This window comes from Bradyrhizobium sp. CCBAU 51627 (genome assembly GCF_028128765.1).
Lineage (GTDB): Bacteria > Pseudomonadota > Alphaproteobacteria > Rhizobiales > Xanthobacteraceae > Bradyrhizobium.
Map to the genome: position 1 here is coordinate 245,273 of NZ_LBJG01000005.1, position 26,962 is coordinate 272,234.

At 65.2% G+C, this 26,962-nt stretch carries 23 protein-coding genes and 1 pseudogene; 12 read left to right on the forward strand and 12 right to left on the reverse strand.

Annotated features, from left to right (window positions below; translation table 11 throughout):
- Positions 1-89 precede the first annotated feature (89 nt).
- Both XH88_RS03375 and XH88_RS03380 read left to right on the forward strand, forming a co-directional pair.
- Entirely contained in the window at positions 90-1,007 is a 918-nt protein-coding gene (locus XH88_RS03375; protein ID WP_271613993.1) for an SDR family NAD(P)-dependent oxidoreductase, read from the forward strand.
- The gene (locus tag XH88_RS03380) at positions 1,004-2,224 is read left to right on the forward strand and encodes an NAD(P)/FAD-dependent oxidoreductase (RefSeq protein ID WP_271614351.1); all 1,221 of its coding nucleotides are present in this window, start codon (positions 1,004-1,006) and stop codon (positions 2,222-2,224) included. Before XH88_RS03375 ends, XH88_RS03380 begins: the two co-directional genes overlap by 4 nt.
- Here the strand turns inward: XH88_RS03380 and XH88_RS03385 are convergent, their stop codons facing one another.
- Positions 2,225-3,442: an MFS transporter gene (locus tag XH88_RS03385; RefSeq protein WP_271613994.1), complete on the reverse strand. Its 1,218-nt coding sequence runs from the start codon at positions 3,440-3,442 to the stop codon at positions 2,225-2,227.
- Between the two features lie 93 nt (positions 3,443-3,535).
- Here XH88_RS03385 and XH88_RS03390 point away from each other — a divergent pair, with 93 nt between their 5' ends.
- Positions 3,536-4,438 (forward strand): LysR family transcriptional regulator, encoded by a 903-nt coding sequence (locus XH88_RS03390; RefSeq protein ID WP_271613995.1) that lies wholly within the window; start codon positions 3,536-3,538, stop codon positions 4,436-4,438.
- Here XH88_RS03390 and XH88_RS03395 read toward each other — a convergent pair.
- From XH88_RS03395 to XH88_RS03405, 3 genes are read right to left on the reverse strand one after another with little or no spacing between them, the layout of a single operon-like run.
- Positions 4,435-5,514 (reverse strand): D-TA family PLP-dependent enzyme, encoded by a 1,080-nt coding sequence (locus XH88_RS03395; protein ID WP_271613996.1) that lies wholly within the window; start codon positions 5,512-5,514, stop codon positions 4,435-4,437. The two genes, XH88_RS03390 and XH88_RS03395, sit on opposite strands and share 4 nt — an antisense overlap.
- Positions 5,515-5,517: 3 nt before the next feature.
- The gene (locus XH88_RS03400) at positions 5,518-7,329 is read right to left on the reverse strand and encodes an ABC-F family ATP-binding cassette domain-containing protein (protein ID WP_271613997.1); all 1,812 of its coding nucleotides are present in this window, start codon (positions 7,327-7,329) and stop codon (positions 5,518-5,520) included.
- Between the two features lie 2 nt (positions 7,330-7,331).
- Complete coding sequence (locus XH88_RS03405) at positions 7,332-7,823, reverse strand: YaiI/YqxD family protein (RefSeq protein WP_271613998.1); 492 nt, start codon at positions 7,821-7,823, stop codon at positions 7,332-7,334.
- A 107-nt stretch (positions 7,824-7,930) separates the two neighbouring features.
- Between XH88_RS03405 and XH88_RS03410 the strand changes: the two genes are divergently transcribed.
- Positions 7,931-8,731 (forward strand): hypothetical protein, encoded by an 801-nt coding sequence (locus XH88_RS03410; RefSeq protein WP_271613999.1) that lies wholly within the window; start codon positions 7,931-7,933, stop codon positions 8,729-8,731.
- 162 nt (positions 8,732-8,893) lie between these two features.
- On the opposite strand, the gene XH88_RS03415 is transcribed toward XH88_RS03410, so the two are convergent.
- Positions 8,894-11,266 carry a xanthine dehydrogenase family protein molybdopterin-binding subunit gene (locus XH88_RS03415; protein WP_271614352.1) on the reverse strand — a complete coding sequence of 791 codons (2,373 nt, stop codon included), beginning with the start codon at positions 11,264-11,266 and terminating at the stop codon, positions 8,894-8,896.
- Between the two features lie 213 nt (positions 11,267-11,479).
- Here XH88_RS03415 and XH88_RS03420 point away from each other — a divergent pair, with 213 nt between their 5' ends.
- Both XH88_RS03420 and XH88_RS03425 read left to right on the forward strand, forming a co-directional pair.
- The gene (locus XH88_RS03420) at positions 11,480-12,553 is read left to right on the forward strand and encodes a Ppx/GppA phosphatase family protein (RefSeq protein WP_271614000.1); all 1,074 of its coding nucleotides are present in this window, start codon (positions 11,480-11,482) and stop codon (positions 12,551-12,553) included.
- 1 nt (position 12,554) lies between these two features.
- Positions 12,555-13,244, forward strand: a complete 690-nt coding sequence (locus tag XH88_RS03425) for an RlmE family RNA methyltransferase (protein WP_271614001.1) — start codon at positions 12,555-12,557, stop codon at positions 13,242-13,244.
- 63 nt (positions 13,245-13,307) lie between these two features.
- Here XH88_RS03425 and XH88_RS03430 read toward each other — a convergent pair whose 3' ends face one another.
- Complete coding sequence (locus XH88_RS03430) at positions 13,308-14,798, reverse strand: MFS transporter (RefSeq protein WP_271614002.1); 1,491 nt, start codon at positions 14,796-14,798, stop codon at positions 13,308-13,310.
- Positions 14,799-15,205: 407 nt separating this feature from the next.
- Between XH88_RS03430 and guaB the strand changes: the two genes are divergently transcribed.
- On the forward strand, positions 15,206-16,699 hold the full coding sequence (guaB, locus tag XH88_RS03435) for an IMP dehydrogenase (RefSeq protein ID WP_271614003.1): 1,494 nt from the start codon (positions 15,206-15,208) through the stop codon (positions 16,697-16,699).
- A 10-nt stretch (positions 16,700-16,709) separates the two neighbouring features.
- Here guaB and XH88_RS03440 read toward each other — a convergent pair whose 3' ends face one another.
- Positions 16,710-18,839 carry a methyl-accepting chemotaxis protein gene (locus XH88_RS03440; RefSeq protein ID WP_271614004.1) on the reverse strand — a complete coding sequence of 710 codons (2,130 nt, stop codon included), beginning with the start codon at positions 18,837-18,839 and terminating at the stop codon, positions 16,710-16,712.
- Positions 18,840-18,975: 136 nt separating this feature from the next.
- Between XH88_RS03440 and XH88_RS03445 the strand changes: the two genes are divergently transcribed.
- Positions 18,976-19,998, forward strand: a complete 1,023-nt coding sequence (locus XH88_RS03445; RefSeq protein ID WP_271614005.1) for an NADP-dependent oxidoreductase — start codon at positions 18,976-18,978, stop codon at positions 19,996-19,998.
- Between the two features lie 193 nt (positions 19,999-20,191).
- Positions 20,192-20,491, forward strand: a complete 300-nt coding sequence (locus XH88_RS03450) for a hypothetical protein (protein WP_271614006.1) — start codon at positions 20,192-20,194, stop codon at positions 20,489-20,491.
- Between the two features lie 13 nt (positions 20,492-20,504).
- On the opposite strand, the gene XH88_RS03455 is transcribed toward XH88_RS03450, so the two are convergent.
- Together XH88_RS03455 and XH88_RS03460 are read right to left on the reverse strand one after the other, a co-directional pair.
- Positions 20,505-21,347, reverse strand: a complete 843-nt coding sequence (locus tag XH88_RS03455; protein ID WP_271614007.1) for a metallophosphoesterase family protein — start codon at positions 21,345-21,347, stop codon at positions 20,505-20,507.
- Between the two features lie 74 nt (positions 21,348-21,421).
- Positions 21,422-21,697: pseudogene (locus XH88_RS03460) on the reverse strand (acriflavin resistance protein); the annotation flags it as partial.
- Positions 21,698-21,847: 150 nt separating this feature from the next.
- Here XH88_RS03460 and XH88_RS03465 point away from each other — a divergent pair.
- The gene (locus XH88_RS03465; protein ID WP_271614009.1) at positions 21,848-22,270 is read left to right on the forward strand and encodes an MAPEG family protein; all 423 of its coding nucleotides are present in this window, start codon (positions 21,848-21,850) and stop codon (positions 22,268-22,270) included.
- 34 nt (positions 22,271-22,304) lie between these two features.
- Positions 22,305-23,606: an RsmB/NOP family class I SAM-dependent RNA methyltransferase gene (locus XH88_RS03470; RefSeq protein ID WP_271614010.1), complete on the forward strand. Its 1,302-nt coding sequence runs from the start codon at positions 22,305-22,307 to the stop codon at positions 23,604-23,606.
- A gap of 203 nt (positions 23,607-23,809) precedes the next feature.
- On the opposite strand, the gene XH88_RS03475 is transcribed toward XH88_RS03470, so the two are convergent.
- The 3 genes from XH88_RS03475 to XH88_RS03485 all read right to left on the reverse strand — a co-directional run bounded on the left by XH88_RS03475 (position 23,810) and on the right by XH88_RS03485 (position 25,119).
- Positions 23,810-24,019, reverse strand: coding sequence for a cold-shock protein (locus tag XH88_RS03475; protein ID WP_045000506.1), 210 nt, complete (start codon positions 24,017-24,019; stop codon positions 23,810-23,812).
- Positions 24,020-24,284: 265 nt separating this feature from the next.
- Positions 24,285-24,617 carry a DHCW motif cupin fold protein gene (locus XH88_RS03480; protein ID WP_271614011.1) on the reverse strand — a complete coding sequence of 111 codons (333 nt, stop codon included), beginning with the start codon at positions 24,615-24,617 and terminating at the stop codon, positions 24,285-24,287.
- A 130-nt stretch (positions 24,618-24,747) separates the two neighbouring features.
- Complete coding sequence (locus tag XH88_RS03485) at positions 24,748-25,119, reverse strand: nuclear transport factor 2 family protein (RefSeq protein ID WP_271614012.1); 372 nt, start codon at positions 25,117-25,119, stop codon at positions 24,748-24,750.
- Positions 25,120-25,268: 149 nt separating this feature from the next.
- On the opposite strand from XH88_RS03485, the gene guaA reads away from it, so the two are divergent.
- Positions 25,269-26,867, forward strand: coding sequence for a glutamine-hydrolyzing GMP synthase (gene guaA, locus XH88_RS03490; RefSeq protein WP_271614013.1), 1,599 nt, complete (start codon positions 25,269-25,271; stop codon positions 26,865-26,867).
- The last annotated feature ends 95 nt before the right edge of the window (positions 26,868-26,962 follow it).

A 26,962-nucleotide genomic window follows, 5' to 3' on the forward strand; every position in this document is an offset into this window, starting at 1 on the left:
ACGAGCTCCGCTGCCGAGAGATACCCCTCATCCGGCGTTTGCGCGCCACCTTCTCCCACAAGGGGAGAAGGAAGAAAGGAAACGCACTCATGGCAATCAGGTTCGACGGACGCGTCGCCATCGTCACCGGCGCGGGCAATGGTCTCGGAAAGGCGCATGCGCTGGGCCTGGCCAGCCGCGGCGCGAAGGTTGTCGTGAACGATTTTGGCGGCGCGCGTGACGGCACCGGCGCCTCGCTGTCGCCCGCTGAAGCCGTGGTCGAGGAGATCCGCAAAGCCGGTGGCACCGCGATGGCCGATGGCGCCGACGTGTCGAATTTCGAACAGGTCACTGCCATGGTCGAGCGTGCCACCAAGGATTGGGGCAGTGTCGACATCATGTGTGCCAACGCTGGCATCCTGCGCGACAAGTCGTTCGGCAAGATGGAGGCGGCCGATTTCCAGAAGGTGCTCGACGTGCATCTCGTCGGCACGTTCTATTGCTGTAAAGCGGTCTGGGCCGGCATGCGCGATCGCAATTACGGCCGCATCGTGCTGACGACCTCGTCTTCCGGCCTCTACGGCAATTTCGGTCAGGCCAATTACGGCGCGGCCAAATCGGGCATGGTCGGCCTGATGAACGTGCTCGCGGAAGAGGGGCGCAAGAACAACATCCGCGTCAACATCATCTCGCCGACGGCTGCGACCCGTATGACGGAAGAACTCTTGCCGCCGCAGGCGCTGCAGCTGATGAAGCCGAATGCGATCACGCCGGCGGTCGAGTACATGCTGAGCGAGGACGCGCCGACCCGCACCATCATGGGCGCCGGTGCCGGCTCCTTCGCCGTGATCAAGATATTGGAGAGCGAAGGCATCAACCTGCCGGAATCCGAATGGACCCCGGACGCGATTGCCGCGCATTTCGCCGAGATCAGCGACATGTCAAAGGCGAAGGCGCTCACCGGCGCGTTCGAGCAGACGCAGAAATACGTCGCGCAGGCTGCGGCACGGGCGGGGATTAAACTCTGACTGACGTCGCCGTCATCGGGGCCGGTCCCGCCGGGCTGATGGCGGCGGAGGTGCTGGCATCGGGCGGTGCCCACGTCACAATCTATGACGCTATGCCGTCGGCAGGCCGCAAATTCCTGATGGCCGGCCGCGGCGGGCTCAATCTCACCCACAGCGAGCCGCTGGCGGATTTCCTCACTCGCTACCGCGAAGCGGCGCCGCGCTTACGCCGCGCGGTCGAGGCGTTTCCGCCAGATGCGCTGCGCGACTGGAGTGCAGCGCTGGGGCAACCAACCTTCATCGGCAGCAGCGGCAGGGTGTTTCCAAAGACGTTCAAGGCCTCGCCCTTGCTGCGCGCCTGGCTGCGACGCCTCGACGCATCAGGCGTGCAATTCGCGTTGCGCCATCGGTGGACCGGCTGGGACGAGACCGGCCGCCTGCAATTTCAAACACCCGATGGCCCGCGAGCCATCGCTGCCAACGCAACCGTGCTGGCACTCGGTGGTGCGAGCTGGCCCCGGCTCGGCTCGGATGGCGCGTGGGTTGATTTGCTAGCCGCGAAAGGCATTGCCATCTCAAAGCTCCGGCCGGCGAATTCCGGCTTCACGGTTGCGTGGTCGGAGGTGTTTCGCGACCGTTTCGAAGGCCAGCCTCTCAAGGGCGTCGCGTTGACGGTTGCTGCGCACACCGTGCGCGGCGAAGCCATGATCACCCGCAGCGGCATCGAGGGCGGTGCGATCTACGCGCTGTCAGCGGAGCTGCGCGAGGCGGTGTTGGGTCTGGGGCAGGCGACGTTGACGATCGCATTGCGGCCTGACCTCGACACAGATGGGCTGACGACACGGTTGTCCGGCACGCGCGGCAAGCAATCGCTGGCGAATTTCCTGCGCAAGGCGGCGCAATTGTCGCCCGTCGGCATCGGCTTGATGCAGGAGACGGCCATCGCATCCGGCCGGCCGCTGGCATCGTTCTCGCCGGCGGAGCTGGCGGATCTGGTGAATGCGGTTCCGGTTCAGCTCACCGGCATCGCGCCGATCGAGCGGGCCATTTCGACCGCGGGCGGGATCGGGTTCGAGGAGCTCGACGAGCACTTCATGCTGCGCAAACTGCCCGGCGTGTTCGCGGCCGGCGAGATGCTGGACTGGGAAGCCCCGACCGGCGGCTATCTCCTCCAGGCCTCGTTCGCAACGGGGGCTGCTGCGGGCGAGGGCGTGCTGCGTTGGCTGGGGTCGTTCTGATCATGACGTGCCGGTCCTGGTCAGAACGTCGGTGAGGAGGCCGAGCATACCGAAACCCGCCGCGACTGCGCAGACTGCGGTCCAGCCGGCATAGCTCCAGGCCAGCGAGGCCCCCGCGCAGCCGACGCCTCCGCCGACGAAGAACAGCGCGACGAACAGGCCGTTGATGCGGCCGCGGGCTTCGGGCCGCAGCAGATTGATGGCGCGGCGCCCGAGCGTCTGGTCGGCGGTGATGCCGACATCGAGCAGGATGGTGCCGAGGCACAACACCAGCAGCGCAGCGATGCGGGACTCCATCACGCCCGCGCAGGCGCAAAGGGCGAGTGAGCCGATGATGCACAGGTGAGCGGCGAAGAACATCGGCCGGGCCCAGCCCCTGTCGCCCCAACGGCCGGCGAGCGGCGTCGCCGCGGCGCCCGCAACGCCGATCAGCGCGAAGGCTGCGATGCCCTTGGCGTCGAGCATAAAGGGTGCATCCGGCAGGCGCAGCGCGACCGCGGACCAGAATGCCGTGAAAGACGCCATGACCAGGGATGCGGTCCAGGCGCGCACGCGCAGCACAGGCTCTTCCCGCAGCAGCCTTGGGAACGAGCGGAGCAAGTCGATGTAGCCGACGCGGGCCGCTGGCTGCAGCGTCGGCAGATAGCGACCGAGTGCGGCGGCAAGCAACGCCATGAGCACCGCCGAGGCGAAATAATAGGCGCGCCAGCTCCAGAGATCGGCCATCAGGCTCGCCGCGGGCCGCGACAACAGGATGCCGATCATCAATCCGCTCATGACTTCGCCGATGGCCTGGCCGCGACGTTCCTGCGCCACGATGGATGCGACCAGTGGAACTGTCATCTGGATGGCCGCGCAGGACGCTCCGAGAACGAACGTGGCGAGCAACAGGAGCGAAGGCGAGGGCGCGAACGCCGTCGCGAGAGCTGCGAGGATCGCGCAGCCGAGTGTGCGCAGGATCAGGCGCCGGTTCTCGACGAGGTCGACGAGTGGCACCAGCAACAACAGGCCCAGCGCATAGCCGAGCAGGGTCAACGTGCTGACGAGGCCAGCCTGGAAGGCGGTCATGGCCAGCGACCGGCCGATCAGGCCGACCAGGATCTGCGGCGCGAATAAATTGGTGACGACGATGCCTGTGGTGACGGCGCCGAGCCGGATCAGGGATCGCTCGGCGAGTTGCTTTGGAGAGGCGAGCTTGGAGGTTTCGGAGATGGTCATGGGACCTCGCGGATGAGATGCGTGATCCCCTTTAAGCGACGCGCATAATATGCAACAATTCAATTTAGCCTATAAAGAATATGCGAGTTTCTCATGAACACCCATGACCTCGTCGCTTTCGTCGCGGTAGTCGAGACCGGCTCGATCGTGGCGGCGTCGACGCGTCTCAACCTCACCCAGCCTGGCGTGACGCGCCGCATCCAGAATCTGGAGGAGATGCTGGGCACGCAGTTGTTGGATCGCCTGTCGAAGCCGCTGAAACCGACGGCCGCGGGACACGAGGCCTATGAGCAGGGCCGCCGTCTGCTGAGATTGCTTGACGATCTCAAGGCCGGCGTTGCCAATGACGGAGTCGTTCGCGGCGAGTTCAGACTTGGTCTCACGCCGTTTCTGTCCGAGGCCGGGCTCAGCGCGCCGCTCGATGCTGTGCGTGCCGAATTTCCCGCGCTGAGCGTGCGCATCGTCTCGGGCTGGTCGCCCAACCAGGTCGAGCGGGTCAGCCGCAATGAGCTGGATGCCGCCGCAATCTGCCTGCCCGACGGGGCCGCGCCGCCCGCTGATCTGGTCGCTGACGATCTCGGTTCGCAGCCCGTGGTGTTCGTCGTCGCGCGCGACACGAAGATCGCTCGCACCGTCGATCTCGAGCGCCTGTCGCAGCTCTCATGGGTCATCAACCAGGACGGCTGCGGATTTCGCGATACGCTCAAGCGCCGCTTCGATGCCGAGCATCTGCCGTTCACGGTCGCGGTGGAGGCGCTCGACAGCGAGCTTCGCCTGTCGCTCGTGGCACGCGGCCTCGGAGTCGGGCTGGTGACGCCGCTCGCATTGAAGCGCAGCGCGTTTCGCGATTCGCTCAAGCCGGTCGCTGCGCGGGACTTCAATCCCGCCGTGCGCGCATGGTTGGTGCATCGCCCGCCAGCCGGGCGACTGGCCCGCCCGATCAACCTGTTCCGCGAACGCCTGGATCGGGAGCTCCAGGCTCTCATTCGCGTCTAGCGCAGCTTGCCGCGCGCTGCCACCGGCAGCGTGCCGATGATCTCTTCGCCGCGGACCATCAGGACCTCGTCCATCATGTTGACGACGACGCAGACATGGTTGGGCACGATCCGCACGACGTCGCCGACGTTCGGCCGCGTGTTGCTGCGGGAGAGATCGAGGAAGCCGTGCTCCTCGGCGAATTTCGCAATCTTGGCTTCGGGATGCTCCAGGATCAGGCCGTGGCCGTCGAGGCCGCCGGTATCTGATGTCAGCGTCTTCGAGCCGGCATCGAGAATGCCGCGCTCGGGCGCGGCGCGGCTGACCACGGTCGAATAGATGTGCAGGGCGCAGTCGTCCCAGGTGGCGACGCCGGCCGCGACCTGCATGCGGTCGTTGTAGATGTAGGTGCCGAAGCGATGCTCGGTGCCGCCCTTGAGCTTGCCGATGTTGACAAGATTCGGCGTGCCGCCGGTCGAGACGATCTTCGCATCCAGCCCGTGCGCGCGCACGCCGGCCAGCGCCTCATCAAAAAACTTCTGAGCGTCGGCCCATCCGGTCTCGGTCGGATACAGCATGAAGCCGGCGAATTCGAGCCCCTTGGAGCCGGCGATCTCGCGCGCCAGCGCGATCGCTTCGGCCGGCGTCTCGACGCCCGCGCGCTTGCGGCCCGTATCGCATTCAACCACGACCGAGAGCGGGCGGCCCGACGCCGCGGCGGCCTTGGGCAGGCCGGCAACGACGGTCGAATTGTCGGCGGCGACCGTCATCCTGGTCTTGGCATTCAGCGCGCCGAGGCGCGCCATCTTCTCCTCGCCGAGCAGATTATAGCTGATCAGGATGTCATCGATGCCGGCATTGGCCATGATCTCGGCCTCGCCGATCTTCTGGCAGGTGATGCCCTTGGCGCCGGCTGCGACCTGCAACTTTGCAATAGTCGGGTTCTTGTGCGTCTTGATGTGCGGCCGGTTGGCGATGCCGGCATCGTCGCAGGCCTTCTGGATCCGCGCAATGTTGCGCTCGACGCGGTCCATGTCGATGACAGCGCAGGGCGTGCCGTATTCACGGGCGATCTTGGCGGCGAGAGTTGTTGTCATAAGTTATGCCTGTTCTATCTCTTCGCGGAGCATTTCAAGTTCGAGCCAGCGCTCTTCGGCGGCGGACAGTTCCTCATGCGCCTTGGCGATGGCAGCTGACGTGTCGTCGAATTTCCTGCGATCCCTGGCATAGAGGTTGGGATCGTCCAGCACGCGTTGCAGCTTGGCAATATCGGCCTGCAGCGTTTCCATCTTCTTCGGCAGTGTTTCCAGCGCGTGCTTCTCGTTGAAGCTGAGCTTTCGCTTTGCCGTCGAAGCGGGCGGAGCCGCGCGCTCTTCTTTCTTCTCTCCAGCTGGCTGCGTCTTCGCCGTCTCGCGCTTCAAGTCCGCGCCGCGCTGCGCCAGCATGTCACTATAGCCGCCGGCATATTCGATCCACCTGCCGTTGCCCTCCGGAGCGATCACGGAGGTGACGACGCGGTCGAGGAAGTCGCGGTCATGGCTGATCAGGATGACTGTGCCCTCGTAGTCGCCGAGCATCTCCTCGAGCACGTCGAGCGTTTCGAGATCAAGATCGTTGGTCGGCTCGTCCAGTACCAGCAGGTTCGAAGGCTTTGCCAGCGCGCGTGCCAGCATCAGGCGGCCGCGCTCGCCGCCGGAGAGCACTTCCAACGGCGTGCCGCGCTGCTCCTGCGCGAACAGAAAGTCCTTCATGTAGCCGACGACATGCTTCGGCTTGCCGCCGACCATGACGTGATCGCCGCGGCCGCCGGTCAGGGCTTCTGCCAGCGTCGATTTGGGATCGAGACTTTCGCGGTGCTGGTCGAGCGTCGCCATCTCCAGATTGGCACCTAGCCGCACAGTCCCGGAATCCGGCTGCGTTGCGCCGGTGAGCAGATTGACCAGCGTGGTCTTGCCGGCGCCGTTCGGGCCGATGATGCCGAGCCGGTCGCCGCGCTGGATCCGGGTGGAGAAACTGTCGACGATCACACGGTCGCCATACGCTTTGGTGATGCCCTTCGCCTCGATCACCAGCTTGCCGGATTGCTCGGCTTCCGCGGCGGCGAGACTGGCGGTGCCGGCCGTGCCCCGATAATTGCGGCGCTGGTCGCGCAGCGCATGCAGGTTGGCGAGACGCTTGACGTTGCGCTTGCGCCGTCCGGAGACGCCGTGGCGCAGCCAGTGCTCCTCGTCGACGATCTTGCGGTCCAGCTTGTGCTGGTCGCGCTCTTCCTCCGCAAGCACCTCGTCGCGCCAGCTCTCGAACGAGGCAAAGCCGCGATCGATCTGCTTGATCTTGCCGCGGTCGAGCCAGGCGGTCGAACGCGAGAGATTGGTGAGGAAGCGACGGTCGTGGCTGATGATCACCAGCGCGCTGCGCCGGGAGTCGAGCTCCTGTTCCAGCCATTCGATAGTAGCCAGATCGAGATGGTTGGTCGGCTCGTCCAGCAGCAGAATGTCGGGCGAGGGCGCCAGCACATAGGCCAGCGCGGTGCGCCGTGCTTCGCCGCCGGAGAGGTTGTGCGGGTTCTCCTCGCCGGTGAGGCCGAGTTGCTCAAGCAGGTAACGTGCCTGGTGCTGGTCGTCGCCGGGGGCGAGCCCGGACTCGACATAGCTCAGCGTGGTCTTGTGCCCGCCGAAGTCCGGCTCCTGCGGCAGGTAACGAACGGTGGCGCCAGGTTGCACGAAGCGCGTGCCGCTGTCCGGCTCGATCAGGCCTGCCGCGATCTTCAGCAGCGTCGACTTGCCGGAGCCGTTGCGGCCGATCAGGCAGACGCGCTCGGATGGTGCGACGTTGAGCTCGACGCCCGACAACAGCGGCGTGCCGCCGAAGGTGAGCTTGATATCTTTGAGTTGGATCAGCGGCGGTGCCATAACTAGCCTTGGCTCGTGGCGGCCTGGTCGGCGCGGCGGCGCTGGATCCGGCGCAGCGTCTGGTCTAGCGCCGAGAGGAAGGCGGAGCGGTCGCGCGGTGAGAACGAGCGGGGGCCGCCCGTCACTTCGCCGGCCGAGCGCAGATCGGTCATCAGATTGCGCACGGCCAGAGTCATGCCGATCGATTCTTCCGTGAACGGCTTGCCATTCGGCGCGATCACCTCGGCGCCCGCCTTGACGCAGCGGCTTGCCAGCGGAATGTCCGATGTGACGACCACGTCGCCGGGCCTCGCCCGCCCGGCAATCCAGTCGTCGGCCGCATCCATGCCGGAGCCGGCCGCGATACGCTCGATCAGCGGGTCCTGCGGCACGCGAATAAAATTGCCGGCGACGACGCGCACGGGCACGCTGTGACGGAGCGCGACGCGGTAGATCTCGTCCTTCACCGGGCAGGCGTCGGCGTCGACATAGATGCGGGTGGGGGTGTCAGTCATTCGGCGCGTGGTACCCCATTCGGGCCGCAAAGGCGAGGGGATTGACCGGTGTTCCCCGGGGCCTACGATCGGGCTCGAAACAACAAGAATACAGGGAAGATGACCTCATGCCGAACCGGCTGGAAACCTGGCGCGTCGAGGCCTACAACACCGCAAAACAGTCCGAAAACAAGATGCACGACGACACGGTGGCACGCCGCTTCGGTTTTGAAGGTGGGCTGGTCCCCGGCGTCGATGTCTTCGCCTACATGATGCACGTGCCGATCGCCAGCTGGGGGCGAGATTTCCTGGAGCGCGGGCTGGTCGAGGCCCGCTTCATCAAGCCGGTCTATGACGGCGAGACGGCGGATGTGGATGCGACCGAGCACAACGGGCTGCTGACGCTCGAGGTGTTCAGTCGCACCGAGCTGTGCGCCACCGGGACTGCATCGCTGCCGGCGGTCCCACCGGCGGTCGCGCTGAGCGACTATGTGGCTGTGCCCGCGGTGGTCGCGCGCAAGCCGGTCAGCCCAGAAATCTTCGAGGTCGGCAAATGGCTTGGCACGGCGCCGCGCCGCTGGGCCGGGCAGGCTGCGAACGATTATCTCGCCGATGTCAGGGAGACCGAGCCGATTTTCGCGCGCGAAGGGCTCGGCCATCCCGGCCTGATTCAGCGCGTGATGAACCGCGTGCTGGTCGATAATACCATTCTGGGCCCGTGGATCCACGTCGGCAGCCGCATGCAGTTGCTCTCCGCCGCGCGTACCGGTGACGAGATCATTGCGCGGGCGAAAGTCACCGCCAATTACGAGAAAAAGGGCCACCGCTTCGTCGAGCTCGACGCGCTGGTCGTTGCCAACGGCACGACGCCAATTGCGCACTGCCAGCACACCGCGATCTACCAGCCGCGCGAGCAGGCGGCGGCGTAGGCACGCCGAGAGGCAAGCTCGCCGCTCCAAAGACGCTGTTATGCCTCGCGAGGGCGGGGCATCCAGTGCGCCGCAGCCTCTCGGTCAATCAATGCTGGAGTACTGGATCGCCCGGTCAAGCCGGGCGATGACAGCATTGTCGCGAAGGCAAAAGCGCGCCCCTTACGCCGCCTTGCCCTTCGCGTCTTGGATCGCGCGCCAGACGCGCTCCGGGGTCAGCGGCATGTCGATGTGCTTGATGCCGTAGTCGGAGAGCGCATCGAGCACCGCATTCACCACCGTCGATAGGCTGCCGGCACAGCCGGCTTCGCCGCAGCCCTTGCTGCCGAGCGGGTTGGTGGTGGCCGGCACCGGATGGTCGCCGACCGTCATGTTGGGCACGTCGCCTGCGCGCGGCAGGGCGTAGTCCATCAGCGAGCCCGTGATCGGCTGGCCGCTCTCGTCGTAGCGGATGTGTTCCATCAGCGCCTGGCCGATGCCCTGGACCACGCCGCCATGGAGTTGGCCGGCGACCAGCATCGGATTGATCACGGTGCCGAAATCATTCACCGCACTGTAGCGCACGATCTCGACGAGGCCGGTGTCAGGATCGATCTCCACCTCGGCGACGTGGCAGCCGTTCGGGAATGCCGATGGCACCGGCTCGCTGGTGTGGTCGACGTCGAGGCTGTCGGGCACGCCGTCCGGAACCTTGCCCTCGTGCAGTTTCTTCGCGAGCTCCATGATGTCGATGCAGCGGTCGGTGCCGGCGATGGTGAAGCTGCCGCCTTCGAACTCGATGTCGGCCTCTGACGCCTCCAGCATGTGCGCCGCGGCGCGCTTGCCCTTCTCGATGACGAGCTTGGACGCCTCAACGATGGCCATGCCACTCGCGGTGATCGAGCGCGAGCCACCGGTGCCGTTGCCGGCGTGAACGATGTCGCTGTCGCCCTGCACGAGCTTGACCTTCTCGAACGGCACGCCGAGCTGGGCGCACAGCACCTGCGCGAACGGCGTCGCGTGGCCCTGGCCGTAATCAAGCGTGCCGGTGATCAGCTGCACGGTGCCGTCAGGGTCGAACACGATCTTGCCGAGCTCGGGGCTTGGCGGCGCGGTGACCTCCAGATACGAGCCGACCGCGATGCCGCGCAGCTTGCCGGCCTTCTTGCTCTCCTTCTTGCGCTTGGCGAAATTCTCGTGGTCGGAGATCTTGAGCGCCTGGTTGAACACGGACTGGAAGTCGCCGCTGTCATAGGTGACGCCGGAAGAGGCCGCGAACGGCATCTGGTTCGGCTTGATGAAATTGCGCTTGCGCAAGGTCAGGCGGTTGATGCCCATCTCGTCGGCGGCGCGGTCGATCAGCCGCTCCATGTAGTAGTTGGCCTCGGGCCGGCCAGCGCCACGATAGGCCCCCATCAGCGTGGTGTTGGTCAAGACCGTCTTGATGTCGATCGCCATCAGCGGCGTGCGGTAGACGCTGGAGAAATTCTTGCCGGTGTTGAGCGAGAGCGGGCTCGGCGCAACGCCGGTGATATAGGCGCCGAGATTGCCGTAGCCGGACAGCCTAGCCGCGAGGAAATGCCCCTCCGCATCGAGCGCGAGCTCGGCATGGATCTTCTGCGCCCGACCATGGCTGTCGGACAGGAAGCTGGTCGAGCGCTCGTCCAGCCATTTCACGGGACGGCCGAGTTGCTTCGCCGCGTACAGGATGCACATGTATTCGGGGTAGTTGACGTTCTTCATGCCGAAGGAGCCGCCGACATTGGCGGTGAGAATGCGCACCTTCTCGTTCGGCACCTTCAGGTTCTTGGCAAGGTTGGCGCGGTTGCCCGCAACGCCCTGCGTCGGCATCTGGATGGTGTAGCGCTCGGTCTTCTTGTCATACGAGGCAAGGCCGACGCGCGGCTCCATCGACACCACGGCAACGCGGGTGTTCTCGATGTCGATCTTGGTGACATGGGCGGCGCTGCCAAAGGCCGCGTTGACCTTGTCCGTGTCGCCATAATGATAGTCGAGCGCGACATTGTTCGGGATGTGATCATAGAGCTGCGGCGCGCCGGGCTTGGCGGCTTCCTCCGGATCGGTCACGGCAGGCAGCGGATCGATGTCGAGCTCGACCGCCTCGGCTGCATCGCGCGCCTGGGCCAGCGTCTCGGCGACCACGAAGGCGACGGGATCGCCGACGAAGCGGACCTTGTCGGTCGCCAGCGGCTGACGGTTGGTCTGGAGCAGGGGTGAGCCGTCGCGGCTCTTCAGCGGCAGGCCGCAGGTGAAGGGGCCATGGCCGGCGGCATCGAGGTCCTTGCCGGTCCATACCCCCAGCACGCCCGGCATCGCCTCGGCTGCGGCGATACCGATGCCGCGGATAATGCCGTGGGCATGGGTCGAGCGGACGATCACGGCATAGGCCTGGCCGGGCAGGTTGAAATCGTCGGTGTAGCGGCCCTTGCCGCGCACCAGCGTGTCGTCCTCCTTGCGGCGGACCGGTTGCCCGACGCCATATTTTTGCAGTGCAATAGCGTTTTCGAGCGTGGACGATTTGGTATGTTCTTGCATGGAATCGACCTGAAAAGCCGGCAATTGCGCGATTTCGCGGGGCGCCTGGAGCGGCCGGACACCTTTCAGATAGACCACGGACCCGTTCACGACAACGCACGAATGAGCATGGTCCCATGTGATGCGTTGTTGCGCAGGCCTGCCGCGCTGCTAATGTTTCAGGCGAAAAAGCAATTCCTGACCGGCCCCAGCGGCCTCGGAAAGACAGTTTGTATGAATGACCACACGCGGCTCCGCGACGGCCATGGGCCGCACGGTGAGCTGGAGGGGTCGATGGCGGCGGTGGCGTTGGCCACTGATCCGGCCGTCCCCGCGCAGGCGTCGGGAACCGGCGTCTATGCGGCGCTCGACCTCGGCACCAACAATTGCCGGCTGCTGATCGCCTGTCCGACCCACGAGGGCTTCCGCGTGGTCGATTCTTTCTCGCGCATCATCCGGCTCGGCGAGGGCGTCTCGGCCACAGGGAACATCAGCGAGGCCGCGATCGATCGCGCCATTGCGGCGCTCAGCATCTGCCGCGACAAAATCAATCTTCGCAAGGCGAAGCGGCTGCGGCTGATCGCGACCGAAGCCTGCCGCGCCGCCTCGAATGCGGAAGACTTCCGCAGCCGCGTCGCGGCAGAGACCGGCATCGAGCTCGAGGTCATCGACCGCGAGACGGAAGCCGCGCTCGCCGTGCTCGGCTGCGCGCCGTTGGTCGATCCCAGGGGACGCGGCGCCATCCTGTTCGATATCGGCGGCGGCTCGACCGAACTGGTGCGGATCGAGCGCGATGCGCAAAATCCGGAGCCGCGCATCAAGGCGTGGATGTCGATCCCGTACGGTGTGGTCACGCTGGCCGAGCAGTTCGGCGGCCGCGACGTGACGCCGGGGATCTATGCTGCGATGGAGCGCGAGGTCGCACATCATGTCGCGCCCTTCGCGGAACAGCATGGTCGCGATCTCGCCGACATGCATCTGCTCGGCACATCTGGCACCGTGACGACGCTCGCCGGCATTCATCTCAACCTGGCACGCTACGACCGCCGCCGCATCGACAGCATCTGGATGAACGATGCCGACATCGCCGCGACCATCAACAAGCTGCTCGGCATGAGCTATGAGGAGCGCGCGAACAACAGCTGCATCAGCATCGAGCGCGCCGATCTCGTGTTGGCCGGTTGCGCCATCCTCGATGCGATCAGGCGCGCGTTCCCGCTGCCGCGCCTGCGCGTCGCCGACCGCGGCCTGCGCGAGGGCATGCTGGTCGAGATGATGCGCGAGGACGGCGCACTCAGGAGCTGGTGAGATGGCGAAAGACACCACCGGCCGTTTGCACGTCCAGGTCAAGACCGGCGGCAAGCGCAAGCTGTCATCGAAGCTGTGGCTGGAGCGGCAGCTCAACGACCCCTATGTCGCCAAGGCCAAGGCGGCCGGCTATCGCTCGCGCGCGGCCTTCAAGCTGCTGGAGATCGACGACAAGTTTAGGCTGCTCAAGCCGGGTATGGCGGTGGTTGATCTCGGCGCTGCGCCCGGCGGCTGGAGCCAGATCGCCGCCAAGCGCGTTGGCTCGGTCGACGCCAAGGGCAAGGTCGTGGCGATCGATCTCTTGGAGATGCCGGAAATTCCAGGTGTCGATTTCGCGCAGCTCGATTTCATGGACAATGGCGCGCCTTCAAAACTCACCGCGATGCTGGGCGGCGGCGCCGACGTGGTCATGTCCGACATGGCCGCCAACACCACGGGCCATCGCAAGACCGACCAACTCCGCATCGTCGGCTTGGTCGAGACGGCGGCGGCGTTCGCCTGCGACGTGCTCAAGCCCGGCGGCACGTTCCTGGCCAAGACATTCCAGAGCGGCGCCGATGCCGATCTGCTCGCCCAGCTCAAGCGCGACTTTGCAACCGTGCGCCACGTCAAGCCGGCAGCAAGCCGGCAGGATTCCTCCGAGCGCTACGTGCTGGCGACGGGATTCCGGGGCAAGGCGAGGGAGCAATAGCTCGGCTGTCGTCCCGGCTTTTGCCGCGACGACGCCGAGTATCTCGCGCCGTTTGAGTAAGGCTTACCCCAACCGCTGGTCTCGCACGTCCTGGGTATCCTCAGTCGCTGCCTTGACGGCGGCATTGGCCGCGCCCTTGCCGGCGCCCTTGCGGCTGGCAATTTCCACCGCCTTGCGGCCGGAGATCTCGTGACCGGCATCGCTGGGCATCTGCCAGAAGAACCAGCTCGATGCCGCCGAGGTCAGCGCCACCACGACGAAGGCGGGCGCGAACACCGTGGCGTCGATCTCGCTGACATGGTTGACCCACATCGTCGTCTCGACGCAAGCTGCGCCGACCGCAACGCCGGCGGAGACCGCGAGCTGCTGGTTGACGCTGGCGAGTGTAGTGGCGCGGCTCATCTGCGGACTCTCGACGTCGGCATAGGCGACCGTGTTGATCGCGGTGAACTCGAGCGAGCGGAAGAAGCCGCCGACCACCAGAATCACCATGATAATCAGAAGCGGCGTCGTCACCGTGAACAGCGCGCAGACGCCGAGGAAGAATGCGCTGACGATCGCGTTCACAGTCATCAAATTGCGGAAACCGAAGGCGCGGATCAGGCGCGCGGCCAGCGTCTTCATGCCCATCGCCCCGAGCGAGGACGCGAAGGTGACGAGGCCGGAATGGAACGGCGACAGCCCGAAGCCGATCTGCATCAGGAGCGGCAGCAGGAAAGGCAGCGCCCCGATGCCGAGCCGAAACATGAAGCCGCCGAACACCGCCGCGCGCAGCGTCGGAAGCTTCAGCAGCGAGAAGTCCAGCACCGGCGAGCCCGTGCGGCGGGCGTGCAGGACGTAGAGCGTCATCGAAATCGCGCCGCCGATGACGAGGGCCGCAACCGTGCTCCAGGGCAGGAGATTGAGGCCGGCGACCGAGAGGCCGAAGGCGATGCCGGCAAGTCCTAGCCCCGCGAGCATCATGCCGTAGAGATCGAACTTTTCCTGCGTCTCGCTCTTGATCGGATCGATGAAACGGAGCGCCATGAAGATGCCGAGCAGCCCGATCGGAATGTTGATCAGGAAGATCCAGTGCCACGACGCGTAGGTGGTGATGAAGCCGCCGAGCGGCGGGCCGATCACGGGACCGATCAGGGCAGGGACCGTCACCCAGGCCATGGCGTTGACCAGCGCGCTCTTGTCGACCGAGCGCAGCAGCACGAGACGTCCGACCGGGGTCATCATGGCGCCGCCCATGCCTTGCAGGATGCGCGCGAACACGAAGTCGGTGACCGAGCCCGACAGCGCGCAGCCGACCGATCCGATCATGAACACCCCGACGGCGATTGCGAAAACCATGCGCGCGCCGAACCTATCGGCGGTCCAGCCGCTTGCCGGGATGAACACCGCGAGCGACAAGAGGTAGGAGGTGATTGCAAGCTTCAGGGTCAACGGGCTGGTGCCGATGTCGGCCGCGATCGCCGGCAGCGAGGTGGCGATGACCGTCGAGTCCATGTTTTCCATGAAGAGCGCGGTGGCCACGATCAGCGGAATGATGCGTTGCTTGTCGACCATGACGGAGTGGTAATGAAATGGGGCAGAAAGGACGAGGATTGCGGCTTATCACCGTCGCTGGCGCCGGACCATTCCAGATCGACGCATAGCCCCCCGCGTAACAAGGGCGTGAGCCCCTGCTTTGGGTAGCCCTCGCTGCCGCCATCGCGCCCCCTAGTCATTCGGAGCCACGTGGTGGCGCACCCCGGAATGACGTGTGGATGGCCTTTTCCCGCTGAATTTACCTAAAAAGGCCTGTGCATGGCTGGCCGGCGGTGCGATTTGCTTTGATTCGTCGCGCGGCCGTGCTATCGACCCGCGTCAACCCCACCGATGGGCTCCGATTCTCAAGGCGATGCCGCAAGGTACGTCGAGGGCGGCGCTCATCCATCGTCATTTGCGGCACGGCCGCAGGAAGGAGTTGGCATATGGCCACGGTGCAACTTCAGGGCATCCGCGAAGCCTTTACGTTCGACGACGTGCTGTTGAAGCCGGGCCTGTCCGACGTCATGCCGGGCGAGGTCGACATCCGTTCCCGCGTCACCCGCGCCATCCCGCTCAACATCCCGATCATGGCCTCGGCCATGGACACCGTCACCGAGGCCCGCATGGCGATCGCCATGGCGCAGGCCGGCGGCCTCGGGGTCATCCACCGCAATTTCGATCCCGAAGGCCAGGCCGCCCAGGTGCGGCAGGTCAAGCGCTACGAGTCGGGCATGGTGGTGAACCCGCTCACCATCAGCCCCGAGGCCTCGCTCGACGACGCGCTCAAGCTGATGAGCGACCACGGCATTTCCGGCATTCCCGTTGTCACCGGCGCCGGCAAGAACACGCCCGGCAAGCTGGTCGGCATCCTCACCAACCGCGACGTCCGCTTCGCCACGGACCGCCGGCAAAAAGTCTCCGAGCTGATGACGCGCGAGAATCTCGTCACGGTGCGCGAGAATGTCAGCCAGGACGAGGCGCGGCGGATGCTGCACAAGCACCGCATCGAGAAGCTGCTTGTCGTCGACGACCAGTATCGCTGCGTCGGCCTGATCACCGTCAAGGACATGGAGAAGGCGGTCGCCCATCCGCTCGCCTGCAAGGATGCGCAGGGTCGCCTGCGCGTCGCCGCCGCCACCACGGTCGGCGACACCGGCTTCGAGCGCACCGAGCGCTTGATCGATGCCGGCGTCGACCTTGTCGTCGTCGACACCGCGCACGGCCATTCCCGCCACGTGCTGCACGCGGTCAACCGCATCAAGCGCCTGTCCAACTCGGTGCAGGTCGTCGCCGGCAACGTCGCGACGTCAGATGGCGCGCAGGCGCTAATCGATGCCGGTGCAGACTGCATCAAGGTCGGCATCGGCCCGGGCTCGATCTGCACCACGCGCATCGTCGCCGGCGTCGGCGTGCCGCAGCTTACGGCGATCATGGACGCGGTCGAGGCGGCCAAGAAGTCGGACATCCCCGTCATCGCCGATGGCGGCATCAAATTCTCCGGCGATCTCGCCAAGGCGCTCGCCGCCGGTGCGGACATTGCGATGGTCGGATCGCTGCTCGCCGGCACCGACGAGACGCCGGGTGAAGTGTTCCTGTGGCAGGGGCGTTCCTACAAGGCCTATCGCGGCATGGGGTCGGTCGGAGCGATGGCGCGGGGATCTGCGGATCGCTACTTCCAGCAGGACATCAAGGATTCGCTCAAGCTCGTGCCTGAAGGGATCGAAGGCCAGGTGCCGTATAAGGGACCGGTCGGCAACGTCATGCACCAGCTCGCCGGTGGCTTGCGCGCCGCGATGGGTTATGTCGGCGCCGAGGACATGAAGGAGCTGCACGAGAAGGCGCAGTTTGTCCGCATCACCGGCGCAGGCCTGCGCGAAAGCCACGTCCACGACGTCACGATCACCCGCGAGAGCCCGAACTATCCGGGCGGGGGCTAACCCCGCCGCTTCAGGCCGCGCGCACGGCCTCGAGGAATTTCCCGACCTCGAGCTTGAGGCGGCTCGAATCCGTGGCGAGCAACTGGGCGGCGGTCAGCACTTGCGACGAGGCCGAGCCGGTCTCGCTGGCGCCCTGCTGGACGTCGTTGATGTTGGCGGAGACCTGCTGGGTGCCGTGTGCGGCCTGCTGCACGTTTCGTGCAATCTCCTGCGTGGCTGCGCCCTGTTCCTCCACGGCCGCGGCAATCGTCGAGGAGATTTCCGACAGTCGCTCGATCGTCTCGCTGATCGCCTTGATGGCGCCGACGGATTCCTGCGTCGCCGCCTGCACGCTTCCGATCTGCTGCTGGATTTCCTCGGTCGCTTTCGCGGTCTGCTGCGCCAGCGCCTTCACCTCCGAGGCGACCACCGCGAAGCCGCGGCCGGCATCGCCGGCGCGCGCGGCCTCGATGGTCGCGTTCAGCGCCAGCAGGTTGGTCTGGCCTGCGATCGAATTGATGAGCTCGATGACGTCCCCGATCCGGCTTGCGGCCTGTGACAATTCGCCGACGCGGTCGTTGGTGCGGCGGGCCTGCTCGACGGCGTCGCCAGCCACGCGCGCGGATTCCTGAACTTGCCGGCTGATCTCGTTGACCGACGATGTGAGCTCTTCGGTCGCGGTGGCGACTGATTGCACATTGGCGGATGCCTCTTCGGACGCCGCCGCGACGGCCGTTGTCAGGGTCTGCGAGCGGTCCGCCGTGGTGTTCAGGGTGCCGGCCGAACCTTCAAGCTCGGTCGCGGCCGACGACACCGTGCTGACGATCTCGCCGATCACCGTCTCGAAATCGCGCGTGATGACGTTGACGCGACGGCCGCGCTCGATCTGCGCTTCGGCATTACGGGCGGCATCCTCGTCGGCAAGCTTTTTCGCGACCAGCGCGTCCTTGAAGATCTGTAACGCGCCAGCCATGGTGCCGATCTCATCCTTGCGATGCCCATCGGGGATAGCAACGTCGAGCTCGCCGTCGGCAAGCCGCAGCGTCGCGCCGGTCAAGCGCACGAGCGGACCGATCACCTGGCGCATCACGGCGATGACGACCGCGACCGAGGCGATCAGCACGACCAGCAGGGCCGCCAGCGCCCAGATCAGCCGAGTCTGTGCCTGCGCGATCGCCGTGTCGTTGGCCTCGTGGGCAAAGGTCAGGGCGGCGTCGCGCAGACCGAGCACGCTGTTCAGGACGGGCGCGAGCCAGCGCGGCCATTCGGCCTCGCTGATCGGGCTGGGACGCCCCTCGCGGGCCGCCGCGACCAGTTCCTGAAAGCGCGGCTCGCCTTCGGTCATCAGCTTTGCGCGCACCTGGTTGGCGACGTTCGCGAGCGCCGGCGCATCGCCGGCGTTGCGGACACCTTGCTCGATCTGGGTCCAGATCAGTGCGACCTGACCCGTCAATTCGGTCACCTCGACGCGCTGGGCTGCCGACAAAGGCTGGTTGCGGGCGAAAAGGCCGAGCACGGCGGCACGCGCGCCGTTGATGGTGCGCATGCTTTGCGCGCTCTGCGCCAGCGTCGCCGACGGCAGCAGGTTCTCGATGTCGCTGCCGGTGCGCGACAGGCTGATCAAGGCTTCGCTCGTTGCTGCTGTAAGGGCGTCGACGGAGCGTGCAAGGCCGTCAACGATTGCCGTCTGGCTGTCGGCGGGGCGTTGCGTCTTGGGCAGGGCCGCGGCCTGGCGTCCGGCGCTCCGGGTCGTTTGCAGCATCTGCTCGGCTGCTTCGACCGATCGCGTCGGCAGCTCTGCTGCGCGAATGGCCGCCTTGGCCGCGTTGATAGCGGCGTCCGTGTTGGCGATGGCCTTGTCGAGGGCCGACAGCTTCTCGGGCGTGGCCGGATCGGCAGGGGTCGCAACCGCGTACCAGGCGGTGCGTTCGACCGGAATGAGGCTGTTGGCCTTCATCACCAGCTCGAAGGCGGTCAGCGAGCGCGCGGCCGCTTCCCGCTTGCGCAGGTCGCCCCATCCGCCCCAGGCGACCGCGCCGGCGAAGGCGACGGCCAAAAGGCTCGTGATCAGATTGCCTGCGAGGACGCGCCAGCGCAGGCTGATGCCGCCCTTCGCGCCGGGCTTGGAGGAAGGTTCAGACGGCAGGGCAAGCTCTGGCACGAAATGGACTCTTCGTTCATCGGAATTCCGCGCAACGGTAGTTCGCAATCGCGACCAAAGCCTTAATTGACCCAGGGTTTGCTTCGCGACGCCGCTCCTCCTAAATCATCCCGACAGCCAATCCGGAGGAACCATCATGGCCCAAGCAAAACGCATCGTTCTCGCCGCACGTCCCGTCGGCGAACCCAAACCGTCCGATTTTCGTCTGGAGGATTTCGCGCTACCGTCGCCCGGGGCGGGCGAAGTCCTGCTGCGCACGGTCTGGCTGTCGCTCGATCCCTATATGCGCGGGCGCATGAGCGAAGGGCCGTCCTATGCCGCGCCGGTGCCGGTCGGCGGCGTGATGGAAGGCGAGGCGGTGAGCGAGGTCGCGGCTTCGAACAATCCCGATTTCGTGGTCGGCGACATCGTCCGTGCGCGGACCGGCTGGCAGTCTCACGCGATCTCGAACGGCAAGGGCCTCATCAAGGTCGATCCCAGGCTTGGGCCGATCTCGACCTCGATCGGTGTGCTCGGCATGCCCGGCATGACCGCGTATACGGGCCTGCTCGACATCGGCAAGCCGCAAGCCGGCGAGACCGTGGTCGTCGCCGGCGCCTCCGGCGCGGTCGGCTCGGCCGTCGGCCAGATCGCGAAGATCAAGGGCGCACGGGCGGTTGGCATCGCCGGCGGCAAGGACAAGTGCGACTACGTGGTGAAGGAGCTCGGCTTCGATGCCTGCGTCGATCACCGCGATCCCGATCTTGCGGCGAAGCTGAAGGATGCCTGCCCGAAAGGTATCGACGTCTATTTCGAGAATGTCGGCGGCGCCGTGTTCGAGGCGGTCTTCCCGCTGCTCAATCCCTTCGCGCGCGTGCCGGTCTGCGGCCTGATCGCCCACTACAACGACACCGAGGCCAAGCCGCCGAAATGGGCCGCTGCGATGATGCGCAACATCCTCACCAAGCGGCTGACCTTCCGCGGCTTCATCGTCTCCGACTTTGCCTCGCGCCATGGTGACTTCCTGCGCGACATGTCGACTTGGGTCCGCGACGGCAAGGTGAAGTACAAGGAGTTCGTCACCGAGGGCCTGGAGAGCGCCCCGGCTGCCTTCATCGGGCTGCTGAAGGGGGCCAATTTCGGCAAGCAGCTGGTCCGGGTCGGGCCGGACAAGGCTTAACTTTCAAGGTCTGGAGCGTCTCCGGAAGGATTGTGGCGCCTTCGAGTTGCTCCGACGCCCCCGTCCCGGGCGTCAGTGGTTAACAAAGAGTCACCGATCGGCCACACTCGCCCGCAAAGGGCAGAGTGTGAACGAGCGTTGATTGACGTCCGGGCGAAGGCATTGAATCATCGCGCATATTTTAGGTGCTGCGATGTTAGAGATCGGTATTTTCTGCGTCATTGTTTTGGCTGCCGGCTACTGGGTGGCCATGTATGTCATGGGCCGCCACGACGACGTCATCCACGGCAAGTTCGTGCACAGCGAGGAGGAGGCCGAGTTCGCGGCCCCCGCCATGCCGACGCCGCCGCCGCGTTTTCCCAATCGTCCGGTCAAGGCGGTCGAGCCGGCGAAAATGTTGCCTGCTGATGATGTCGCACCGACGCCCGTGACCAGCGAAGCGTTGCAGTCGTTGCTGGCTGCGATCCAGCACGATCTCAAGAGCGTCGCCTGAGTGGCGTGTGCGCTTAGTGCTCGGCGCCCATCTGCGCGAAGAGTTCTTCGATATCGACATCGCGCTGGCCCGCCGCGCGAACGTGGCGGACCTCAAAGCTGTCGGGGGCAAACCGATATTCGACAAGACCGGTCTCCTTGATCGCGATCCGGTCCTGGCGTGCGTCGTTGATCTTGAAGCCGGCCGAAGGCGCCCAGACGTGCCTGATGTGGTGGGACGTGAAGTCGCGGCGCTGATGCACGTGACCGCTGGCAATGAGGCGAAGATCGACCTTGCCGAACATCCCGATCAGGCGCGCACGCGCCGGCTGTGGCACGTAGCGGATCGATGTGTCCGGGAGTTCAGGATCGTCGGGCAGGTGGAGAAACAGCGGCTTGTGGATGAACAGCGCGATCGGCTTGCCGTTCACGCGCGCGATCTCCGCGCCGAGCCAGTCGAACTGCTCGGCCTCGAATGCAAGCCCGGAATTCATCACCAGCGAGTTGAGGCCGATGAAGCGCCAGCCGGCAGCTTCGAACGACCAATGGTCTTCGCCGATGAGCTCGCGGAATTGCTGGCGGTGGCCTTCGGTAACAGGTGGCTTCGGCGCCGGCCCGAGCGCGGTCGGGTTGTCGCCGATGTCGTGATTGCCGGGGATGTATCGGCAGGGAACGGGCAGGGTGGCGTGCAGGCTTTTTGCGAATTCGACATCGTCGCGGCTGGTCGGCCCGTCGAAAGACACATCACCGGTGTTCACGACGAGATCAGGCCTGCTTGCGTCGATGTGCTCGCTAACGCGATGGAAGTTGGCGATCAGGCCGGGAAAGCGCCGGCCGAGATGCGTGTCGGAAATCTGGGTGAGGCGAAATTCGGACATGTGCAAAGTATCGTCCGGCGAAACGTCGGAACGATGACGCGCGCGCAAAATCCGCGATGAAACAAAGTTTAAAGCATCTCGAACTCGACCGCGGGCCTTGACGGGTTGAGGCCGAGATAGGCGAGCGCGGCATGGCGCATGTCGTAGGCGACGAAGGTCAGCAGGGCGACCGCGGTGAATGCCGCCAGCCCATGTCTGACGACCTCGCGCCAAGGCCGGTAACACAGGCGGAAGTAGACGGTCATTGCGAGGGCCACCGCCAGCGCCGCGGCGATGCCCGACAGCGACGACATCCAGATGCCGAGCTGGCCGTCGGCCGCTTCGCTCCAAAGACTCGACAGGCTATTCATGGCGGTCTCGCCGGGCCCAGGGGCCAAAATCGCTTTATTGATCGGCAGTTGGTCGCCGAAGCGGGAACGCCGGTTCAACTGGTTGATTGTCAGGACCAGCGTGGACCGCTAATGGACGCTGCGGCGGCGTCCGCCGATTGGGAAAATGCGATGTCCGTTCAAATGATTTTGCTGCCTGTCTTCGTGCAGATCGGCCTCACCTTCGCACTGCTCGTCGGCATGGTGTTCGGGCGGAGGCGGGCTCTGGTCTCGGGCGAGACCAAGATCCGCGACATTGCCCTGGGCGAGCCGAACTGGCCCAAGGGCGCCACGCAAACCGCCAATTGCTACCGCAACCAGTTCGAGCTGCCGGTGTTGTTCTACGCCCTGATCGCGCTGGCACTCCCGTTGCGCCACGCCGATCTCTTCATCGTGCTCATGTCCTGGGTGTTTGTGGTGACTCGCTTTGCCCACGCCGGCGTGTTCGTCACCTCGAACGACCTCGGCCAGCGCTCCTCGATCTGGCTCGCCGGCGTGCTCGTGCTGCTGGTGATGTGGATCTACTTCGCACTGAAAATCCTGTTGCTGATCTGACTCTTGCGTTTCTGATTTCATCTGAAAGATTCAAATGACTCCCGCTGCCCGGCTGTCCGCAGCCATCGAACTGATCGACACCATCGAACGCGACCGCGTGCCCGCGGCCAAGGCGCTGAAGGAGTGGGGCACCGCGCACCGCTTTGCCGGCTCCGGCGACCGCGCCGCCATCGCAGGCCTGGTCTGGGACGTGCTGCGCCGCTTTTCCTCCAGCGCCTATCTGATGGATTCCGATACCGCCCGTGCGCGCCTGATCGGCATGCTCCGGCTCGAGCGCAACATGGACACGGCAACCATGGCCGCTTTCTTCGACGGCAGCCGGTTTGCGCCGGAGCCGCTGACGGAGGCCGAGCAGGCGGCGCTCAGTCATCGTTCGCTGAAGCATGCACCGGCCGCGATCGCAGGTGACTATCCGGAATGGCTCGATCCGCATCTGGCAAAGGTGTTTGGCGCGGAGCGCATCGCCGAGGCGATCGCGATGGCGAGCCGGGCGCCGCTCGACCTGCGCGTTAACACGCTAAAATCCAATCGCGACAAGGCCCTGAAGGCGCTTGCGCATCTTCATGCGAAACCGACGCCGTGGTCGCCAAACGGTCTGCGCATCGAGCTTTCGGCCGATGCGCGCAATCCCGGCATCCAGGCGGAAGAGGATTTCATCAAGGGTGGCATCGAGGTGCAGGATGAGGGATCGCAGCTTGCGGCCCTCTTCACCGCGGCAAGACCCGGCGAGCAGGTGATCGATCTCTGCGCCGGGGCCGGTGGCAAGACCCTGGCGCTCGCTGCGCTGATGCAGGGCAAGGGCCGGCTCATTGCCACCGATCGCGACAAGCGGCAGCTGGTGCCGATCCACGAACGCCTCTCGCGCGCCGGCGTCCACAACGCCGATGTCCGCACCCCCAAGGGCGAGGCCGATCCGCTTGCCGATATCCGCGCCACCGCCGACCTCGTCGTGATCGACGCGCCCTGCACGGGAACCGGCACCTGGCGCCGCAATCCCGACGCCAAATGGCGCATGCGGCCGGGTGCGCTGGAGATTCGCCTGAAGGACCAGGTCGAGGTGCTGGAGCGTGCCGTTCCGCTGGTAAAGGCCGGCGGCCGCATCACCTACATCACCTGCTCGGTGCTGTCGGAGGAGAACAACGAGCAGGTGAGGGCCTTCGTCGCGAAGCATCCGGAGTTTTCGGTCTTGCCGCCGGAGCAGACCGCCAGCGTGCTCTGGGACAAGGCCGACGATTTCGGGCAAGCCGCGCTGCAATCGCCTGAAGGCTGGCTGATGACGCCGAGACGCACGGGAACGGATGGGTTCTTCGTGTCGGTTCTGAGGAAGGTCTCGTAGGGTAGGCAAAGCGAAGCGTGCCCACCAATCGATCGCGATTTAGGCGGTGGGCAGGGCGCTTCACGCCGTTGTCACCCTACCTCACGCGCTCGCGAGCCCCGGAATGACAGCGCAAACAAAACCCCGCGAACCGGATCCGGTCGCGGGGTCTTTCGAGCTCAACGATCTGCCGGTACGTCCGTGGTCAGATCGTGCGCGGCTGGCTAGCCGGCGCGGAGGTTGTCGGCCGAGGACTTGCCGCTGCGGCGGTCTGCGACGATGTCGAACGAGACCTTCTGACCCTCATTGAGGGTGCTGAGGCCTGCGCGCTCGACGGCGCTGATGTGAACGAAGACATCCTTGTCGCCATTGTCAGGCTGGATGAAGCCAAAGCCCTTTTGATTATTGAACCACTTCACGGTGCCCATTGCCATAGTCATTTCCTTCTTTGTGACGATGCACTCAGGGGGACTAACGCGCGATTGCTCACGCCCTTCGTCCCGATTGGTCGATTTTGGAGAAATACCTGAAACGTGCTCGCCCATTGGAAATGAGACGGAGCGGCCCAGTCGTTCGGCCAAGGATCGATGTTCACAATCTAGCTAACTAATGGGGCCAGTTCAAGGCAGCGCGCGCTGACAGCGAGCCGCGCCCGGTTTGCTATTTTGCGCTGCACATTCTTGCCTGAAGGATAGTTCCTCAATCGACGATGAAGAGCGTCGCGCCCACCGCCGTCGACGAGCGATGCGCAGCGTCGCCGAAATCCGAGACCTGGTAGCTCATGCCCGGCGTCAGCTTGAACTTGCGTCCGTCGCGCAGCTCGCTGTCGAGCTCGCCCGCGAGCACATAAAGCACGTGACCGCGATCGCACCAGTGATCGGCGAGATAGCCTGGTGAATACTCGACCATCCGCACGCGCAGCTCGCCGATATTCAGCGTGCGCCAGAGCGCAAAACCGGTCTCACCGGGGTGCCTGGTCGCTTCGACCTTGCTCCAGTCGGTGACGGTGAAGGGCGAGGTGGGGAGTTTCATGATGGGACTCCTGTTTCAGTGGCCGGCAGTGGCTCTGTTAGCGCACGTTCGCGCCACGGTCTTGCGCAGCGAGGCAATCCAGGACTGCATCGGCGGAAAGATTCTGGATCGCAATGACGGGAGAGAGCCCTCAATGCGGCAAATGGTTCGCCGACCCCTGCACGATCAGCCCTGCATCATTCACCCGCAGATACTCGCAGATCTTCTTACCCCGCTCGTTCTGGTAAAACACCACGACGCTGTCAGGGCTGACGAACACGTCAACGAGGGAGAAGTGCAGCTCCGGCAGCAGGGCGAGCGCCTTGCCCCAATAGGCCCGTAACGCGTCCTTGCCGTGCACCGTTCCGCTGGCATCGAACCCCATCACTGGAATGCGGTCCGAGGTCATCACGGCGTCCTCGTCATAGAGCGTGAGCACGCGCTCGAGGTCGCGCGCGTTCCAGGCCTCGACCCAGGTCCGGCCGAGCCTGGCAAGCTGTGATGGCTGGTGAAGCTTCGACATCGCGTTCTCCCTGATCGGCCCCGGTTTGAGGGTGGGGCAAATTAGGTCAATAATACTTACCTATATGCGCTTGTCCAGGCCCAAAGAAGCATGTGGGCGCGCGCACGGCCGCGGTTGCGGGCAGGGGGCTCATCGCGTATTGGCTTGCCATGACAGCAGCACAGAACGACCGCTCCGCGTCGACGCCCTCGGTGGCCTCGGCGCATGACAAGATTCTCATCGTCGACTTCGGCAGCCAGGTGACGCAGCTGATCGCGCGTCGCGTCCGGGAGGACGGCGTCTATTGCGAGATCGTCCCGTTCAACAAGGCCGAACAGGCCTTCAAGGAGATGAAGCCAAAAGCGGTGATTCTCTCCGGCGGCCCTGAATCGGTGCATGAGGCGGGCTCGCCCCGCGCCCCGCAGCTGATTTTCGATTCCGGTGTGCCCGTGATGGGCATCTGCTACGGCCAGATGACCATGGCCGCCCAGCTCGGCGGCGCGGTCGAGGGCGGCCATCACCGCGAATTCGGCCGCGCCGATGTCGAGGTCAAGGCCGAGAGCCAGCTGTTCGCGGACGTCTGGTTGTCAGGCAGCAAGAACCAGGTCTGGATGAGCCATGGCGACCGCATCACCAGGATGCCGCCGGGCTTCTCCGTCGCTGGCACCTCGCCGAACGCGCCCTTCGCGATCATCCAGGACGAGAAGCGCAAATATTACGGCCTGATGTTCCACCCCGAAGTGGTGCACACGCCCGACGGCGCCAAGCTGATCCGCAACTTCGTGCGCAAGATCGCCGGACTCACCGGCGACTGGACCATGCGCGCCTTCCGCGAGGAGGAGATCGCCAAGATCCGCGCGCAGGTCGGCAAGGGCAAGGTGATCTGCGGTCTCTCCGGCGGCGTCGATTCTGCGGTCGCGGCCGTGCTGATCCACGAGGCCATCGGCGACCAGCTCACCTGCGTCTTCGTCGATCATGGCCTCTTGCGGCTGGACGAGGCCAAGACCGTGGTCGACCTGTTCCGCCACCACTACAACATTCCACTGGTGCACGTGGATGCGTCAAAGCAGTTTTTGGGCGAGCTCGAAGGCGTCACCGACCCCGAAGTGAAGCGCAAGACCATCGGCCGCCTCTTCATCGAGGTGTTCGAAGCTGAAGCCAAGAAGATCGGCGGCGCCGACTTCCTCGCGCAGGGCACGCTCTACCCCGACGTGATCGAGAGCGTCTCCTTCACCGGCGGACCTTCGGTCACGATCAAGTCGCACCACAATGTCGGCGGCCTGCCTGAACGCATGAACATGAAGCTCGTCGAGCCCTTGCGCGAGCTGTTCAAGGACGAAGTCCGCAAGCTCGGCCGCGAGCTCGGCCTGCCCGAAATCTTCGTCGGCCGCCACCCGTTCCCGGGCCCGGGCCTCGCCATCCGCTGCCCCGGCGACATCACCCGCGACAAGCTCGACATCCTGCGCAAGGCCGATGCCGTCTATATCGACCAGATCCGCAAACACGGTCTCTACGACGAAATCTGGCAGGCCTTTGCCGTGCTGCTCCCCGTCAAGACCGTCGGCGTCATGGGCGACGGGCGCACCTACGACTACGTCGTAGGCCTCCGCGCCGTCACCTCCACCGACGGCATGACCGCGGACTTCTACCAGTTCGACATGAAGTTCCTGGGCGAGACCGCGACGCGCATCATCAACGAGGTGAAGGGCGTAAATAGGGTGGTTTATGATGTGACCAGCAAGCCGCCTGGGACGATCGAGTGGGAATGAGGGGGGTGGGATACCGTGGAGGGCGCTGGAGGGGAATAGCGTAGGAAAAATAGAGGGTTAGGGGATGGCTCATTGATCGTTCGCCTTGCATAACC